Origin of the sequence: Thioalkalivibrio paradoxus ARh 1, assembly GCF_000227685.2 — a bacterium.
Classification (GTDB): Bacteria; Pseudomonadota; Gammaproteobacteria; order Ectothiorhodospirales; family Ectothiorhodospiraceae; genus Thioalkalivibrio; species Thioalkalivibrio paradoxus.
Map to the genome: position 1 here is coordinate 2,373,940 of NZ_CP007029.1, position 12,543 is coordinate 2,386,482.

Consider the following 12,543-nt stretch of genomic DNA (forward strand, 5'->3'; position numbering starts at 1 on the left):
TGTGACCTTCCGCCCGGACAGCAGGCTCCGCAATGGCGCGGAAAGTGTCCGGGAGAAAGGCGAAGTTGGTCATGGCACCGGATACGGGGTGATGTCGTTGCTGTCCTGCGACATCAGTCGCATGAGCTTAGTATGCATGAACAGTTTCTCCTTACCGGCAACCGCCTCTTCCAGCACACCGATCTCCACCAACTGCTTCAGGTAGACCGAGGCCGTCTGCCGCTTGGCGATATCGCGCTCCACCAGCGAGCTGATCCGGCAATAGGGCTGTTCGAAGAGTAACTGCATCAACTCGTGGCTGTATATCCTGGGCCGTTGCTCCCGGACATGGTGGGATGTCTGCTCCATCAGCGCCCGCACGGCGGCAATCTTCAGGCAGGTCCAGCGCGACACCTCCTCAACCCCATCGAGCATGAAGACAATCCAGTCCTGCCAATCGGCATCCCGAGTCACCTGATTCAGCAAGCGGTCGTAATCCGCTCCGAAGCGTCTGCGCTTCAGAGTGAGAGCGTCCCGCTGAAAGCTCGGGACTGGAGGGAAGCGAACAGCGCGTCCAGTTCGGCCAGGTGGGCGCGCATCCGGGCCTTCTGACGCTCGGCGGGCGGATTCGACGATGGCTACCGGAGCAGCGAAATTGCGGAGAGAACCCGAAGCATAGCTTCGGGCAGTCCGGTTGACCGATGCGTTGGGTGTCGCCGCCGGCGCATTGGACAATGGGCTGGCAGACATGTACAGTAACGCGTACATATTCGGAGACCTGCCGTGGATGCTATTACCTACACAACCGTTCGGGCCAACCTCTCCAAGACTATGGATCGGGTTTGCAGTGACCACGAAGCCTTGATTATTACGCGCAACGGACAGCAGTCCGTCGTGATGCTCTCGCTTGAGGATTACAAAGCGTTGGAGGAAACCGCCTATCTTCTGCGCACGCCTGCAAACGCGAAGCGCCTTCTCACCGCGGCGGCACAACTGAACGCTGGGAAAGGCGTTGAGCGCAAGCTGGCCAAGTGAAGCTGATCTTCGCTGACGAGGCATGGGAAGACTACCTATATTGGCAGAAGCAGGACAAGAAGATGGTCGAGCGGATCAACAAGCTGATTCGCGAGACCCAGCGCGAACCCTTTTCCGGCATTGGCAAGCCGGAGCGGCTAAAGCATGCTCTCTCCGGTTTCTGGTCACGCCGCATCACGGATGAACACCGCCTGGTGTACCGAGTTGAAGACGATGCCCTCCAGATAGCTCAACTGCGCTTCCACTATTCAGAGGCCCAACGTCGGCCATCACCCGCCACTTAACCCAGAGCGAAGCGGCGGGTTAAGTGGTCGGGTGAATGGCCTTGTTCGGCCAATCATTGTCTACGGTAAACGACCTACCCACAGGCCTCAGGTGTTCAAACTCCTGTTTCTGTAGTTTAGCGCGGATCTCTTCAAAAGATCTGACGACATCCTCTGCATAGAGACGTTCCCCACAGTGCTGACAAACCTCTGCGGTCACTTTCAATGTTACGGTATTACAACCACCGCGCAATAGCTTCTCTACCTGCTTAACTTCAAGTTCACCACCGCAAACGGGGCATTTTTCAAATGGCATCATTTCTTTACCCTCACTTTCCAGTCAATCCACCGTGCTGGATCTGGCCGATAGACAGTGATCATTACGGCCCATTCATTGTCTGCATTATAGGCCCACACACTATGAATTGGTGCGCCTGCAAAATTTTTCCCCATAATTAGACAGCTCGGGTACGGTTTGTCATTTGGATAATCTTCGACGATTTCGCCATGCATCACTGAAAAGTAAATTTCGTCAAATGTCAGATGATCATCAACAGCTTCCTCATCTGCATGATCTGTGATCCGAACTCGACTGTTGCTGATGGCAACAACTATGTCCTCAACATCCATCTGCTCTTCCCTATTCTTGCCGAACGTATATTCGACAGCTTCTGGAATATCGGTAATCGACAGTTTCTGTATAGCACGGTCCAGGTCCTGCGTCTCGCACAGACGGTGCGGCGCCATGTGGCTGCAATTTTTCCATCGGCTCACAGGAGGTTGGCTCATGGCGACGGGAAGTCGCGGCGACGCGGAGCGTCGTTTCTGGGAACGTTGCCAAAATCTGCGTATCAAGCAAGGCGTTATTGCCCACCGCAGTACGCTGGCACATACAGCGTGCAGAGCAGTTCATGCTGTCGGTTTCCGGACGACGCCTGGCCAATCTGTTTCGACCGGATATGGACAGTTACCCCGGTCGCCTGGGGCAGGATTCGGGGCTGCAACCCCGGCAGTTCCGGCAGGCTGTCGACGCTATACGGAATCTGCATAGCATCGTCGGCACAGAATGGGCCATAGATGTCGACTGGGCGTTCTGGCGCGATTCTGCCAGGACAGTGGAGGAGCAGCACGCGACCACGGCACGGCAGCGCGCCCCGGGAATCCCGGGGAGCGTACACCGATATCGCTTGCTCTCACCAATTGATGCGCTCCGCACCCATGATGCGATCGATCCGGCTCGACTGAACACGAGTCGTCCCGGCCATCGCACACGCGTCAACTACATCGGTGTCTTGTATCACCCCAGCGCTCAGCTTAGGATGCCGGCCGCAAACAGCACGCCGAAGTCCGGCTCACCGGTCTTCCAGTCGCGAAGCGCCGGGTGCCGGTGACCGGCCACGATGTCCGTCGCGCCGCTCGCATCTTTGGCAAAACACAGCACGTCCTTCGGCTCCAGCATATTGAGCGCCACCGGGCTATGCGTCGCGAGCAGCACCTGGCCGTCGTAAATCGAAGCGAGCGACTGAAGCACGGTCTCGATCGCGCGGGGGTGGATTCCATTCTCGGGCTCCTCGACGAGGATCACTCCGTCGAAATCCCGCAGATAAGGCAGAATCGTGAGCGCCAGGAGCCGCAGCGTTCCGTCGGAGGCCAGCCACGACGGCACCTCCGCGCCTCCCTCATAGTGGATCACCAGATACCGGTGCCGATCCTCCGGCCGCTCGATGCTCTGGATGTCCTCGATATCCGGCAAGGCGGTTCGGACGTGTTCCAGCCACTGCCCAAACCGATCGGGGTCCTTGTGCAACTCCGCCACCACCCACGGGAGGTTGGAACCGTTGGGCTGAAAGCGCCTCCCCAGACCGGGCGGACTGGGCTGGCGGATGGCCTGACTGTTCAGCGTCAGGCTCTGGATTCCGTTCACCAGCAGATCGCGGAACCATGGCGCCGCCCGAAAGCTGTCCCGATCGGCCGGGATGTTCGCCATCGCGGCCGTCTCGCGGCCAAGCCGGAACGACGGCTGATAGGTCTTCTTGCCGTCGGGCACATAGTTCGCGTTGCCGCCACGCTTGTTGGAGACGATCAGCTTTCGTCCCTTGCCAGACCGCAGGAAAATCGATGCGGGTGGGGCGGGTGGAGAAGGAAAAAGCTCCGCCTGCCCCAGCCGCGTTGACTCCGACCCATTGAGCAGCCAAAGCACTTCGTGATCGAGGCCCAGCAGATTGCTCTCTGCGTCGAGCCCGATCGCGATCTCGTAGCGACCCCGAGTGAAATGCCGATACGGCTCCGCCATGCCTTTTCTGACGTGCTCGGGGAGTCGTGCCTCGACCGCGAGCTGAAACGACGAGCCCTCGCCGCGCCACAGCAGTCTCTGGAAATCCCGGCTTCGCTCCAGCACGGTATCCGCGACCTTCCCGCCATTGCGCATCAGATCGCCAAGCAACGCAACAACGTCGAGAAACGTCGTCTTCCCGCTGGCGTTAGGCCCGACCAGAACCGTAAACCGCCCAAGCTCCTGATCGATGGAGCGCAGACAGCGGAAACGCAAGGCCTGGATTCGCGTAAACATCGGCCAAGCTTGACAAATGCCGAGGGGCATGGCAATCGACGCCGCAGGGGCCTGTCTTGTCGCTCAACGCTGGGGGCAACGTGAGCGACAACGAACCTTGTTGTGCACCCATGCACCACAAATCGGCTTGCTGCTCACGAAACCCGTTTCATGAGCGACAAATGCCGGGGCATTTGCGGCACGGACCTGTCGACGCCATCGACACGTCCCGGTATACCTGTCGAAAACGTCGCGATTCATCGACACATCCGCTCCGAAGCGTCTGCTATTCAGAGCGTCCCGCTAAAGGCGCGCGATTGCAGGGAGGCGAACAGCGCATCCAGTTCGGCGAGGTGGGCGCGCATCCGGGCTTTCTGCTGTTCCGCGGATTCGACGATGGCGGCGAAGCGGTGCTGGAGGTCGAGAGGTGGGAGCGTGACCGTGATCCCCGCAAAAGCCGACTTGCTAACCATGCCCTTCATAGAGTTCGTAGATGCGCGTTGAACCAGGTCTTTACCCATGAGAAAAATACCGAAAGCGTACCAGAGCAAAATTCTCTTACCTGGAACAAATGCGTTGATTTGTTGGTTAAACGCCACTTCACGATCAGCGATGGCGGCATTACCGATGCAGGATCTGGAACCAGCTATACAGGTAACCAGAACCGAACCTTTCGGTGCAATTCGAGCGATTCTCCTGCCTTGCTGGGAAAGTCCTTCTTCGGCATTTGTGAGGGTGAATGACGGATCGTTGATGTTATCTGATTTTATCCATTCGATTGCATCACCGTAGTACTCGGAGCATTTCCGAGCGGGCGTATTTCCTGTTATTACGTCTCCCAAGTCTCCGATACGGCTTCGCGCCCACCCCATCGGATTGGTGACCGGGTCGCCGAACATGTCGAGGAAGGTGGATTGAAGGAGGGCGTCGAGCTGGGCGAGGGCCTCGCGGCGTTTGGCCCGCAAGGCATCGGCCGCGTCCAGAATCCCCGCAATCCGCTTCTGTTCAGCCAGGGGTGGGAGGGGGATTTCAAGCTCAGCGAAGAACTCCGCCGGAACACGACGCTGGCCGGCCGCTCCCTTCATTTTCATTGCGCCCGCGCGGCGGACCCACGGCGCACGCAACATATGGAAGAGGTAACCTCCATCAAGCTGATGACTCGGGCGAAGCACGTGAAATTCTGTTGAGCCGACACCGAAACGGTGAGGGAGGCCGTCGGCCCGTGCCATCTTGCCGTTCTCGAAGCATGGCGTTATTTTCGCAACGATCATGTCGCCGCGTTTGAACTGCGTGAACCCTTTGGCGACGTCGGCATACATCCGCTCTTCCGGCCGCTCGATGGAAAGCGTCAGCTCAGACACCGAGGCCATAGGCACGAAGCTCACCCGCTCGCTCGCCTCCGGCCTATCATCTGCGTCCGGGCGCGGATTGATCTGGGCGACCTGCGCAACAGCGACGCGTTCCCACCTCATCCGAGAAGGCGCTCCAGCTCCTTGCCTCCCTCGGCAATCTCCTCCTCCAGCTTCGCCAGCCGCTGAAGAATCTCCTGCGGCGAATCGTGCTCGACCGCCTCGTACTCCACCTCCTTGTAGCGGTTGATGGAGAGGTCGTAGTCGTTGCCCGCGATCTCGGCCTTGGGCACGAGGAAGCTGCGGTCGGTGCGTTTGCGGGTGGTCTCGGCCTCGCGGTTCTGCCAGCGGGCCAAGATGTCGGGCAGGTCGCTCTTGTCGGGCTGCGGGGTGCGCTTGTCGTCCAGCGAAAAGCCGTCGGACTGCATGTCGTAGAACCAGACGTGATCGGTACCGCCGGCCCCCGGCTTTCCCAACGGGTTGGTCTTGGTGAAGAACAGGATGGCGGTCGAGACGCCGGCGTAGGGCTTGAACACGCCCGAGGGCATCGAGATGACTGCGTCGAGCCTCTGGTGCTCGACCAGGATTTCCCGCAGCGCCTTGTGCGCCTTACTTGATCCGAACAGCACACCGTCCGGCACGATGACCGCCGCCCGCCCGCCGGTCTGCAGCAGGCGCAGGAACAGGGCCAGGAACAGCAGCTCGGTCTTCTTCGTCTTGACGATCTGCTGCAGGTCCTTGGCCGTGGACTCGTAGTCCAGGCTTCCGGCGAAGGGCGGATTGGCGAGGACCAGCGAGAAGCGGTCGGCGTCGTCCTGATCCGACTGGGCGAGCGAATCGCGGTAGCGGATGTCGGGGTTCTCCACGCCGTGCAGCAGCATGTTCATGCTGCCGATGCGGAGCATGGTGCTGTCGAAGTCGTAGCCCTGGAAGGTGCCCGAGTTGAATTTGCGGCGGCTGGCCTCCGTCTTGTAGATCGCGTCGCCATGATGCTCGCGCAGGTATTCCGAAGCGGCGATCAGGAAACCGGCGGTACCGCAGGCCGGGTCGCAGATCACGTCCTTCGGCGTCGGGGCCGTCATGTCCACCATCAGCTTGATGATGTGGCGCGGTGTGCGGAACTGGCCATTCTGCCCAGCGCTGGCGATCTTGCCTAGCATGTACTCGTACAGATCGCCCTTGGTGTCGGCATCGGCCATGTCGATGCCGTCGAGCTGGTCCACCACGTTCGCCAGCACGCGTGGCGTGGGCATCATGAAGATCGCGTCCTTCATGTGGTGGGAGTAGGTCGAATCGCCCTCCTCCTCCGTCCCGCCGTTGCTGCCGAGCGTCTTGATGAACGGGAAGACCTCGTCCTTCACCGTGGCGAACATCCTCTCCGGCGCAGTCTCCTTGAACCGAGACCAGCGCAGGTGGTTCTCGTCCGGCGCGAAGATCGGCTCCTCGACCGGCTGCCCGGTGCGCGCCGCCTTGTGCTCGCGCAAGGTGTGCAGCTCGTCCAGCCGCTTGATGAACAGCAAATACGTCAACTGCTCGATGACCGACAGCGGGTTCGAGATCCCCCCAGACCACATCGTGTCCCAGATACGGTCAACCTTCGACTTCAGTTCTCCAGTGATCACTAATCCTATTTCCTTGTCTTACTTAAGCTAGTTGGCAGCATGTACCCAAAGAACCCCACCAACGCTCCGAAAAAACACCGGCGCCGCCACCGAACTCGCCAACATTGTTGGACAGGGGCTTTCCGACGTCCGGGTTACCTCTTTATCCGGTTTACCTCTTTATTATGCGTTTTGGCTGACTTTGCCACTAGCCCCTCCTAGCGTTCCAGCCAATGTGATCAATGTGCACCATCTCGACTTCCGAACTCCGAATCTCACCAAGGAATCTACCACAGTAGGGGAAATGAGAAATTTCAACCACTGTACTCCACATTTCTTCCCCAACTTCCTCCAGATAGTGATTTTCCTCCAGATCCTCCTCTGCGGCTGATCTCGATACAACAAGGACCCAGTTTTCCACTTTTTTAAAGTAACCGTCGCCCTGTTCAATCCGGACGCTCCCCGGTTGACTGGCGCATTGGTGTTTTCGCTCCCTCACTCCGTCAGTTACAGAACGCTTGTGCTCAGACGCGCTTGACGGCGACCGACCGGAGCGACAGCGAAGGGAGAAAGCTGTCAAGCGACGTCTGGAGCAGATTGTTCGGCCTTCCCTATTCTTGCTCATCCCGCAATACATTCATCGCACCGTGAATTACAGCAAGAACGTCGATCTGATCAGCGTTAATGTAGTAGATAATCCTGAATGGACCCGAGAACACTTCCCTTATCTGATCCATGCCGTATTCTGGTACCCGACGCCCCGACAAGGGGAACGCACCGACAAGGGGAACGCACCGATCTGCTGGGATTTTCTTGTAATCTAATCAACCGTCCGAAGAGCATAGGTTTCCGAATCCTGTGCAATATACCCATATATCGCGTCCAAATGGGCCTCGGCCGTCTCGATCCAATGCACTCTCATTCAGGTAATCCGTACTTTTTCCTGACCTCTTCTACAGCCTTTGTCCTCCCTGCAATACTGTCGCTTAGCCCCTTTTCAATTGCCTCGCGTACGTATATTTCACGCATCAGGTCATCCCACGTCGCATCGGCAGGCAATTGATCCACCAGCCTGTGGGCTTCATCTTTACTGATTTTCGTGGACATCTTTATTGTCCTCCTTCATGCGAATATTCCCCGCCATGGTTCTCGCCGAACGTTGAAGCTAAGTGGCGCGGCTTTGCCGCGTCCAGGAGAGCGCGAAGCGCGGAACGAACTTGAGCGACTTGTTATGTTTACGAGCTTGACTTGTTGGTATCAATTGCGATTATTTCCTGTGCCGACTTCAAAAGAGCCGCAGCATCATCAGTTGAGTATCCCTTCAACTCAATTACTGTTCCGTCAGGTTTAGTAACCTTAATATACCTACCAAGCTTTGCTTTCATCCACGCCAGAAGAGCTACCGCAAGAACACCCCACCCTCCAACCAAGGACACCTCGACCAAGAAGCCCGCTGCCATTGGTCCCTCACTCAGTTGGATACGTCTGCTGTAGTGAAGGTGGTGCTGCTCCAGGATGGGTGTCAAAGTTTCATAGCTAACCCTGAAACAGGTAAGATTTGCCTTGGTGATCTTAGCGTTTTCCGTCATATCAGCATTTCCGGCGCTATTAGGTAAACATAACGCCGCCAACACGCGCGGCTTTGTAGTGAAGGCGAAGCCGCAACGAAAAAGCCGTCGCCGTGCTTGGCATTGTTAGAACATGCTATGCCATTGGCATGATGTCGAATTCATTTGGTAAAAACTTTCTTTTCTCAACTACTTGCTCCCAGTACGATTTAGTTGCCAGTGCGTGCCGCCTGCCATTGCCTTGCTGTGCCTCATGATCCGAGTTCAAGCTAGCATACTTTAGCATCAACTCTGCTCGTTTTTCTGATGCCCAGCAAAACATAGGAGTTACCCCTTGAAGCACGCTATTTTCTTCAACTTCCGAAAGCAAGTCAGCGGCTATTTCAGTCAAATATGGAATTGCCCCTGGACCAGACCTTTGTTCAGTTTCGTATGCCAAGACAAGTCCATCGCCATATACGCGAGAACATGAAAGATTTCTGCACGAGCGAAACTCAGCATCAATAGGCTCATGGTCAACCCAGCGAATTTCTCCTTCTGCAATCCCACCCCGAACCAATATAAAATCAGCCCACCATTGACCATACATCAGGGAGACCGCTCTTAGAAAATCAGGATAATTGCCAGCTTCAGCAGAAACGATTACGGAATCTGAAAAAATGGAGACTCGAATAGCAGGGAAAAGCTTGGCCGCAACACTCGCTGGGCCCGCAAAATCTAAAGACATTAAATCTGAGAATCGCCCAGAAGATATGGCTGCCTTAGTTCCCAGTATGTCAAAGAACCCTACTAATGCCATAAGACCTCTCTTGTTCTAACGTATATTCGACAGCTTCTGGAATATCGGTAATCGACAGTTTCTGGATAGCACGGTCCAGGTCCTGCGTCGCGCACTGCCGGTGCGGCGCCATGTGGCTGCGATTTTTCCATCGGCTCACAGAAGGTTGGCTCATGGCGACGGGAAGTCGCGGCGACGCGGAGCGTCGTTTCTGGGACCGTTGCCAGAATCCGCGTATCAAGCAAGGCGTTATGCCCACCGCAGTGCGCTGGCACATAGAGCGTGCGGAGCAGTTCATTCTGTCGGTTTCCGGACGACGCCTGGCCAATCTGTTTCGACCGGATATGGACAGTTACCCCGGTCGCCTGGGGCAGGATTCGGGGCTGCAACCCCGGCAGTTCCGGCAGGCTGTCGACGCTATACGGAATCTGCATAGCATCGTCGGCACAGAATGGGCCATAGATGTCGACTGGGCGTTCTGGCGCGATTCTGCCAGGACACTGGAGGAGCAGCACGCGACCACGGCAGGGCAGCGCTCCCCGGGAATCCCGGGGAGCGTACACCGATATCGCTTTCTCTCACCAATTGATGCGCTCCGCGCCCATGATGCGATCGGGCTCGACTGAGCACGAGTCGTCCCGGCCATCGCTCAGGCAATCGGTGTAGTGTCTCCGACGATGCATCATTCGTAGTGGCTCCAGAGCCGGAGGATCTTCACTACACGCTGCTCCTCGAGCACTTGGTACACCAGACGATGCTGGATATTGATCCTGCGTGAACAGGCTCCTGCAAGATCACCGACGAGCCTCTGGAACGGAGGCGGCTTTCGGTACGGGTCTTCCGCGATCAGCGCCAGTAATTCCTGGGCTTTCGGTTTCAGGCCGCTGGCGGCGAGTTTCTTGGCATCGTTCTGGGCTTGCCTGGTGTAGACCAACTTCCATGTCACCAATCCAGTTCCTCATCGCATTGTTCAACCGGGGTATCCATGCCCTCGCGGATCGACTCGCGCATGCCGGCTACGGACAACAGGAACAGCGCTTCCTGGATGGCGGCCCAATCTTCCTCGGCGATCAATACTGCCGTGTTCCGTTTGCCGGTGATAACGATGGGTTGGTGGAACTCGGCGGCTTCGTCGATCAGCCGATACAGGTTACTGCGCGCTTCAGTGGCGGTAATTCCGGGCATGGCGCATCTCGATGCAGGTTCAGCGGCCCACCATGGTACGCTTTTCCGTACGTACGTCAAAACGAACGCTTACGGTGGCGCTCCGCGTACCCGGCCAGCCGACCTACGCGATCCGCCGATCGAACTGATGTCCGTGACCGCGTAGCTACGTAGGTGGGTGACCAAGGTTCGGCGCTGCACTCCTGGCATAGCCGCTCGCGCTGCTCAATCGATGTTTTCGTACACTGCCTCGATGGGTACATCGAGTCCGACACTGTCCAGCCGGAGCCTCTCTCCGGACCGGACTGGGTAGAGCACCCAGCGGCCGTCCGGATCGGGGCGAAAGACTTCGATGCCCATCTCGTCGGGGTCGACGAGCACATATTCGCGCAGGCTTTCGATCTGCCGGTAGCAGGCGAACTTGCGGCCGATATCGAAGCTCGCCGTCGCCGGGGACAGAACCTCGACGATCAGGCTGGGGTGGCGCTTCACCCGCCGATCTTCGGCATCTTCGGGGGCGCAGGTCACCATCACGTCGGGGTAGAAAGCCGCGTCCGCGGCCTCGACGCGAACCTGCACATCCGCCATGAACACCCGGCAGGGCTTGCCGTGCAGGTGCTGGCGCAGGAGCATGTAGATATTGCCACTGGCCATGTTATGCCGGTCGGTGCCACCGGTCATGGCGAACACCTCGCCTTCCAGGAACTCGTGACGACCTTCCTGTGTCTCTTCCCAGCGCAGGAATGCTTCGTGGGTCATCGGGATCCGGGGCGCCGCCTCAGCCATCTTTCCGTCCTCGCACGCGTGAAACTGCAGTATCCCGCCAGTTATTGCCGGGGATCAATAGCCCTGGATTCCGGGGAATCCGGGAACAGTACGCTTACAGAATGTTCTCTCGCGGACTGTTGCTCTTTGGCACCGGTCATGCGAGCAGCCTCGACTGAACACGCATCACCCCAGCCATCGCACACGCAATCGCACCGTCCCCGGAGCGGCGCTATGGCCGCTGCAGTGGGATGCCGTAATCGCTCCAGCGCCGGTCCGACGAGACCGCTACCAGCGCCTCGATACGTGCCTGCGCGATCATCAGCCGGTCGAACGGATCTGCATGAATACCGGGAAGCCTTGCCGTCTCGGTGACATGGGCATCATTGATCGCGAGCAGTGTCGCGCCTGCGGCAAGGCTCTCGTCGCGAAAGCTGGCCGGATCGACAGCGAGATTCCCTATCCGGTGTTTGATCGCCACTTCCCAAATGCTTGCCACGGACACCACGCAGGGGCGGAATCTTGGTCTGGACAATGTCCCAAACGATCTGATAGTCGATACCGAAGTAGCCGTGAATGAGGCGGTCCCGCAGCCGAGCAATCGGCCCCACTCCACCTCGGGATGCTGTTCACGAAACTCGGCCGGCGGCTTCTTGCCTCTGGTCCGCACGACGGCCGAAGAGGAAATACGCACGGTGCGACTCGGCTTCGCCTGGAGGGATGCAGCGCAGTCAACGCGAGTATATACTGCCATATATATTCTGCGCTTACGGGAAAATCGCCATGACTGAAACCCGACGTGTCAAGCTGTTCAAGAATGGTGCGAGTCAGGCTGTCCGCTTGCCGGCTGAGTTTCGTTTCGAGAACGAGGAGATTTACGCCACCAGGGACGATGCGTCTGGCGACGTCGTGCTGTCCACCCGGCCAGGGGCCAAGATCTGGGCTGAGTTTTTTGCACTGATACGGACCGTTGATGTCCCGGACGACTTCATGGCAGAGCGTCCAATGAACATCGTTCCCCATGAACGCGACCTCTTTCAGGACGAAGCATGACCAGCGTTTTGCACATGCTCGATACGGATACGACGAGCTACATCATCAAGGGGCATTCGCCGGTCCTCGAGTCGAGACTCGCCGAAATACCGCCCGATCGGCTATGCATATCCGCCGTCACACGCGCTGAGCTGATGTACGGCCTCAAGCGATTGGCACCCGCTCATCGGCTGCATCTGGCGGTGGGCCAGTTTCTCAAGATCGTGCGCGTACCTGCCTGGGGCGCTGACGCGGCGGACTACTACGCAGATATCCGATACCGGTTGACCCGATCGGGCCAGCCGATTGGTGAAATGGACATGATGATCGCCGCCCACGCGCTCGCTGTCGGCGCTGTATTGGTGAGCAACAACACCGGGCATTTCGAGCGCATCGACGCACCATTGGCGTTAACCAACTGGTTGCACGGGTAATACCCTTGGCGTCGCGGTTCAAGGCGA

General features: G+C 58.0%; 19 protein-coding genes and 1 pseudogene. 5 read left to right on the forward strand and 15 right to left on the reverse strand.

The features are described 5' to 3' along the window. Positions 1–69: 69 nt before the first annotated feature. Entirely contained in the window at positions 70–465 is a 396-nt protein-coding gene (locus tag THITH_RS10685) for a Fic family protein (RefSeq protein WP_006748105.1), read from the reverse strand. 297 nt (positions 466–762) lie between these two features. Between THITH_RS10685 and THITH_RS10690 the strand changes: the two genes are divergently transcribed. Further along, positions 763–1,014 (forward strand): type II toxin-antitoxin system Phd/YefM family antitoxin, encoded by a 252-nt coding sequence (locus THITH_RS10690; RefSeq protein ID WP_006748104.1) that lies wholly within the window; start codon positions 763–765, stop codon positions 1,012–1,014. After that, positions 1,011–1,298, forward strand: a complete 288-nt coding sequence (locus tag THITH_RS10695) for a Txe/YoeB family addiction module toxin (protein ID WP_006748103.1) — start codon at positions 1,011–1,013, stop codon at positions 1,296–1,298. Before THITH_RS10690 ends, THITH_RS10695 begins: the two co-directional genes overlap by 4 nt. Before the next feature lie 19 nt (positions 1,299–1,317). On the opposite strand, the gene THITH_RS19715 is transcribed toward THITH_RS10695, so the two are convergent. From THITH_RS19715 to THITH_RS18545, 9 genes are all read right to left on the reverse strand, one after another. Further along, positions 1,318–1,596, reverse strand: coding sequence for a YgiT-type zinc finger protein (locus tag THITH_RS19715; RefSeq protein ID WP_006748102.1), 279 nt, complete (start codon positions 1,594–1,596; stop codon positions 1,318–1,320). Next, on the reverse strand, positions 1,593–2,024 hold the full coding sequence (locus tag THITH_RS17970) for a DUF4258 domain-containing protein (RefSeq protein ID WP_198019441.1): 432 nt from the start codon (positions 2,022–2,024) through the stop codon (positions 1,593–1,595). Before THITH_RS17970 ends, THITH_RS19715 begins: the two co-directional genes overlap by 4 nt. Positions 2,025–2,586: 562 nt before the next feature. After that, a complete protein-coding gene (mads3, locus tag THITH_RS10705; protein ID WP_006748101.1) occupies positions 2,587–3,846 on the reverse strand; it encodes a methylation-associated defense system AAA family ATPase MAD3 in 1,260 nt (419 codons plus the stop codon). Between the two features lie 269 nt (positions 3,847–4,115). Beyond that, the gene (locus tag THITH_RS10710) at positions 4,116–5,297 is read right to left on the reverse strand and encodes a restriction endonuclease subunit S (RefSeq protein WP_006748100.1); all 1,182 of its coding nucleotides are present in this window, start codon (positions 5,295–5,297) and stop codon (positions 4,116–4,118) included. Beyond that, positions 5,294–6,796, reverse strand: coding sequence for a type I restriction-modification system subunit M (locus THITH_RS10715; protein ID WP_006748099.1), 1,503 nt, complete (start codon positions 6,794–6,796; stop codon positions 5,294–5,296). The genes THITH_RS10710 and THITH_RS10715 overlap by 4 nt, the downstream gene beginning before the upstream one ends. 590 nt (positions 6,797–7,386) lie before the next feature. After that, complete coding sequence (locus THITH_RS19720) at positions 7,387–7,512, reverse strand: hypothetical protein (RefSeq protein ID WP_408645329.1); 126 nt, start codon at positions 7,510–7,512, stop codon at positions 7,387–7,389. Between the two features lie 181 nt (positions 7,513–7,693). Beyond that, positions 7,694–7,882, reverse strand: a complete 189-nt coding sequence (locus tag THITH_RS17985; protein ID WP_006748097.1) for a hypothetical protein — start codon at positions 7,880–7,882, stop codon at positions 7,694–7,696. Between the two features lie 128 nt (positions 7,883–8,010). Continuing rightward, positions 8,011–8,364 carry an effector-associated constant component EACC1 gene (locus tag THITH_RS18540; RefSeq protein WP_156925517.1) on the reverse strand — a complete coding sequence of 118 codons (354 nt, stop codon included), beginning with the start codon at positions 8,362–8,364 and terminating at the stop codon, positions 8,011–8,013. A gap of 115 nt (positions 8,365–8,479) precedes the next feature. Continuing rightward, positions 8,480–9,142, reverse strand: a complete 663-nt coding sequence (locus THITH_RS18545; RefSeq protein ID WP_006748096.1) for a hypothetical protein — start codon at positions 9,140–9,142, stop codon at positions 8,480–8,482. A gap of 110 nt (positions 9,143–9,252) precedes the next feature. Here THITH_RS18545 and THITH_RS10725 point away from each other — a divergent pair, with 110 nt between their 5' ends. Then, entirely contained in the window at positions 9,253–9,747 is a 495-nt protein-coding gene (locus tag THITH_RS10725; RefSeq protein WP_156925518.1) for a hypothetical protein, read from the forward strand. A gap of 56 nt (positions 9,748–9,803) precedes the next feature. On the opposite strand, the gene THITH_RS10730 is transcribed toward THITH_RS10725, so the two are convergent. From THITH_RS10730 to THITH_RS19730, 5 genes and pseudogenes are all read right to left on the reverse strand, one after another. Beyond that, complete coding sequence (locus tag THITH_RS10730; RefSeq protein ID WP_006748093.1) at positions 9,804–10,067, reverse strand: Txe/YoeB family addiction module toxin; 264 nt, start codon at positions 10,065–10,067, stop codon at positions 9,804–9,806. Further along, complete coding sequence (locus THITH_RS10735; RefSeq protein WP_006748092.1) at positions 10,064–10,306, reverse strand: type II toxin-antitoxin system Phd/YefM family antitoxin; 243 nt, start codon at positions 10,304–10,306, stop codon at positions 10,064–10,066. The genes THITH_RS10730 and THITH_RS10735 overlap by 4 nt, the downstream gene beginning before the upstream one ends. A 204-nt stretch (positions 10,307–10,510) precedes the next feature. After that, the gene (locus tag THITH_RS10740; RefSeq protein WP_156925584.1) at positions 10,511–11,044 is read right to left on the reverse strand and encodes a Uma2 family endonuclease; all 534 of its coding nucleotides are present in this window, start codon (positions 11,042–11,044) and stop codon (positions 10,511–10,513) included. Positions 11,045–11,282: 238 nt separating this feature from the next. Then, complete coding sequence (locus tag THITH_RS19725; protein ID WP_006748090.1) at positions 11,283–11,558, reverse strand: type II toxin-antitoxin system VapC family toxin; 276 nt, start codon at positions 11,556–11,558, stop codon at positions 11,283–11,285. Between the two features lie 43 nt (positions 11,559–11,601). Then, positions 11,602–11,661 (reverse strand): annotated as a pseudogene (locus tag THITH_RS19730) (hypothetical protein); the annotation flags it as partial. Between the two features lie 172 nt (positions 11,662–11,833). Here THITH_RS19730 and THITH_RS10750 point away from each other — a divergent pair. Next, positions 11,834–12,103, forward strand: coding sequence for an antitoxin (locus THITH_RS10750; RefSeq protein ID WP_006748089.1), 270 nt, complete (start codon positions 11,834–11,836; stop codon positions 12,101–12,103). Beyond that, positions 12,100–12,516 carry a type II toxin-antitoxin system VapC family toxin gene (locus THITH_RS10755; RefSeq protein WP_006748088.1) on the forward strand — a complete coding sequence of 139 codons (417 nt, stop codon included), beginning with the start codon at positions 12,100–12,102 and terminating at the stop codon, positions 12,514–12,516. Before THITH_RS10750 ends, THITH_RS10755 begins: the two co-directional genes overlap by 4 nt. Positions 12,517–12,543 lie beyond the last annotated feature (27 nt).

Coding starts and splice junctions, on each gene's coding strand:
- THITH_RS19715 (WP_006748102.1), bottom strand. CDS start 1,596: ATGATGCCATTTGAAAAATGCCCCGTTTGCGGTGGTGAACTTGAAGTT.
- THITH_RS17970 (WP_198019441.1), bottom strand. CDS start 2,024: ATGGCGCCGCACCGTCTGTGCGAGACGCAGGACCTGGACCGTGCTATA.
- mads3 (WP_006748101.1), bottom strand. CDS start 3,846: ATGTTTACGCGAATCCAGGCCTTGCGTTTCCGCTGTCTGCGCTCCATC.
- THITH_RS10710 (WP_006748100.1), bottom strand. CDS start 5,297: ATGAGGTGGGAACGCGTCGCTGTTGCGCAGGTCGCCCAGATCAATCCG.
- THITH_RS19720 (WP_408645329.1), bottom strand. CDS start 7,512: ATGGATCAGATAAGGGAAGTGTTCTCGGGTCCATTCAGGATTATCTAC.
- THITH_RS17985 (WP_006748097.1), bottom strand. CDS start 7,882: ATGTCCACGAAAATCAGTAAAGATGAAGCCCACAGGCTGGTGGATCAA.
- THITH_RS18540 (WP_156925517.1), bottom strand. CDS start 8,364: ATGACGGAAAACGCTAAGATCACCAAGGCAAATCTTACCTGTTTCAGG.
- THITH_RS18545 (WP_006748096.1), bottom strand. CDS start 9,142: ATGGCATTAGTAGGGTTCTTTGACATACTGGGAACTAAGGCAGCCATA.
- THITH_RS10725 (WP_156925518.1), top strand. CDS start 9,253: ATGTGGCTGCGATTTTTCCATCGGCTCACAGAAGGTTGGCTCATGGCG.
- THITH_RS10735 (WP_006748092.1), bottom strand. CDS start 10,306: ATGCCCGGAATTACCGCCACTGAAGCGCGCAGTAACCTGTATCGGCTG.
- THITH_RS10740 (WP_156925584.1), bottom strand. CDS start 11,044: ATGACCCACGAAGCATTCCTGCGCTGGGAAGAGACACAGGAAGGTCGT.
- THITH_RS10750 (WP_006748089.1), top strand. CDS start 11,834: ATGACTGAAACCCGACGTGTCAAGCTGTTCAAGAATGGTGCGAGTCAG.
- THITH_RS10755 (WP_006748088.1), top strand. CDS start 12,100: ATGACCAGCGTTTTGCACATGCTCGATACGGATACGACGAGCTACATC.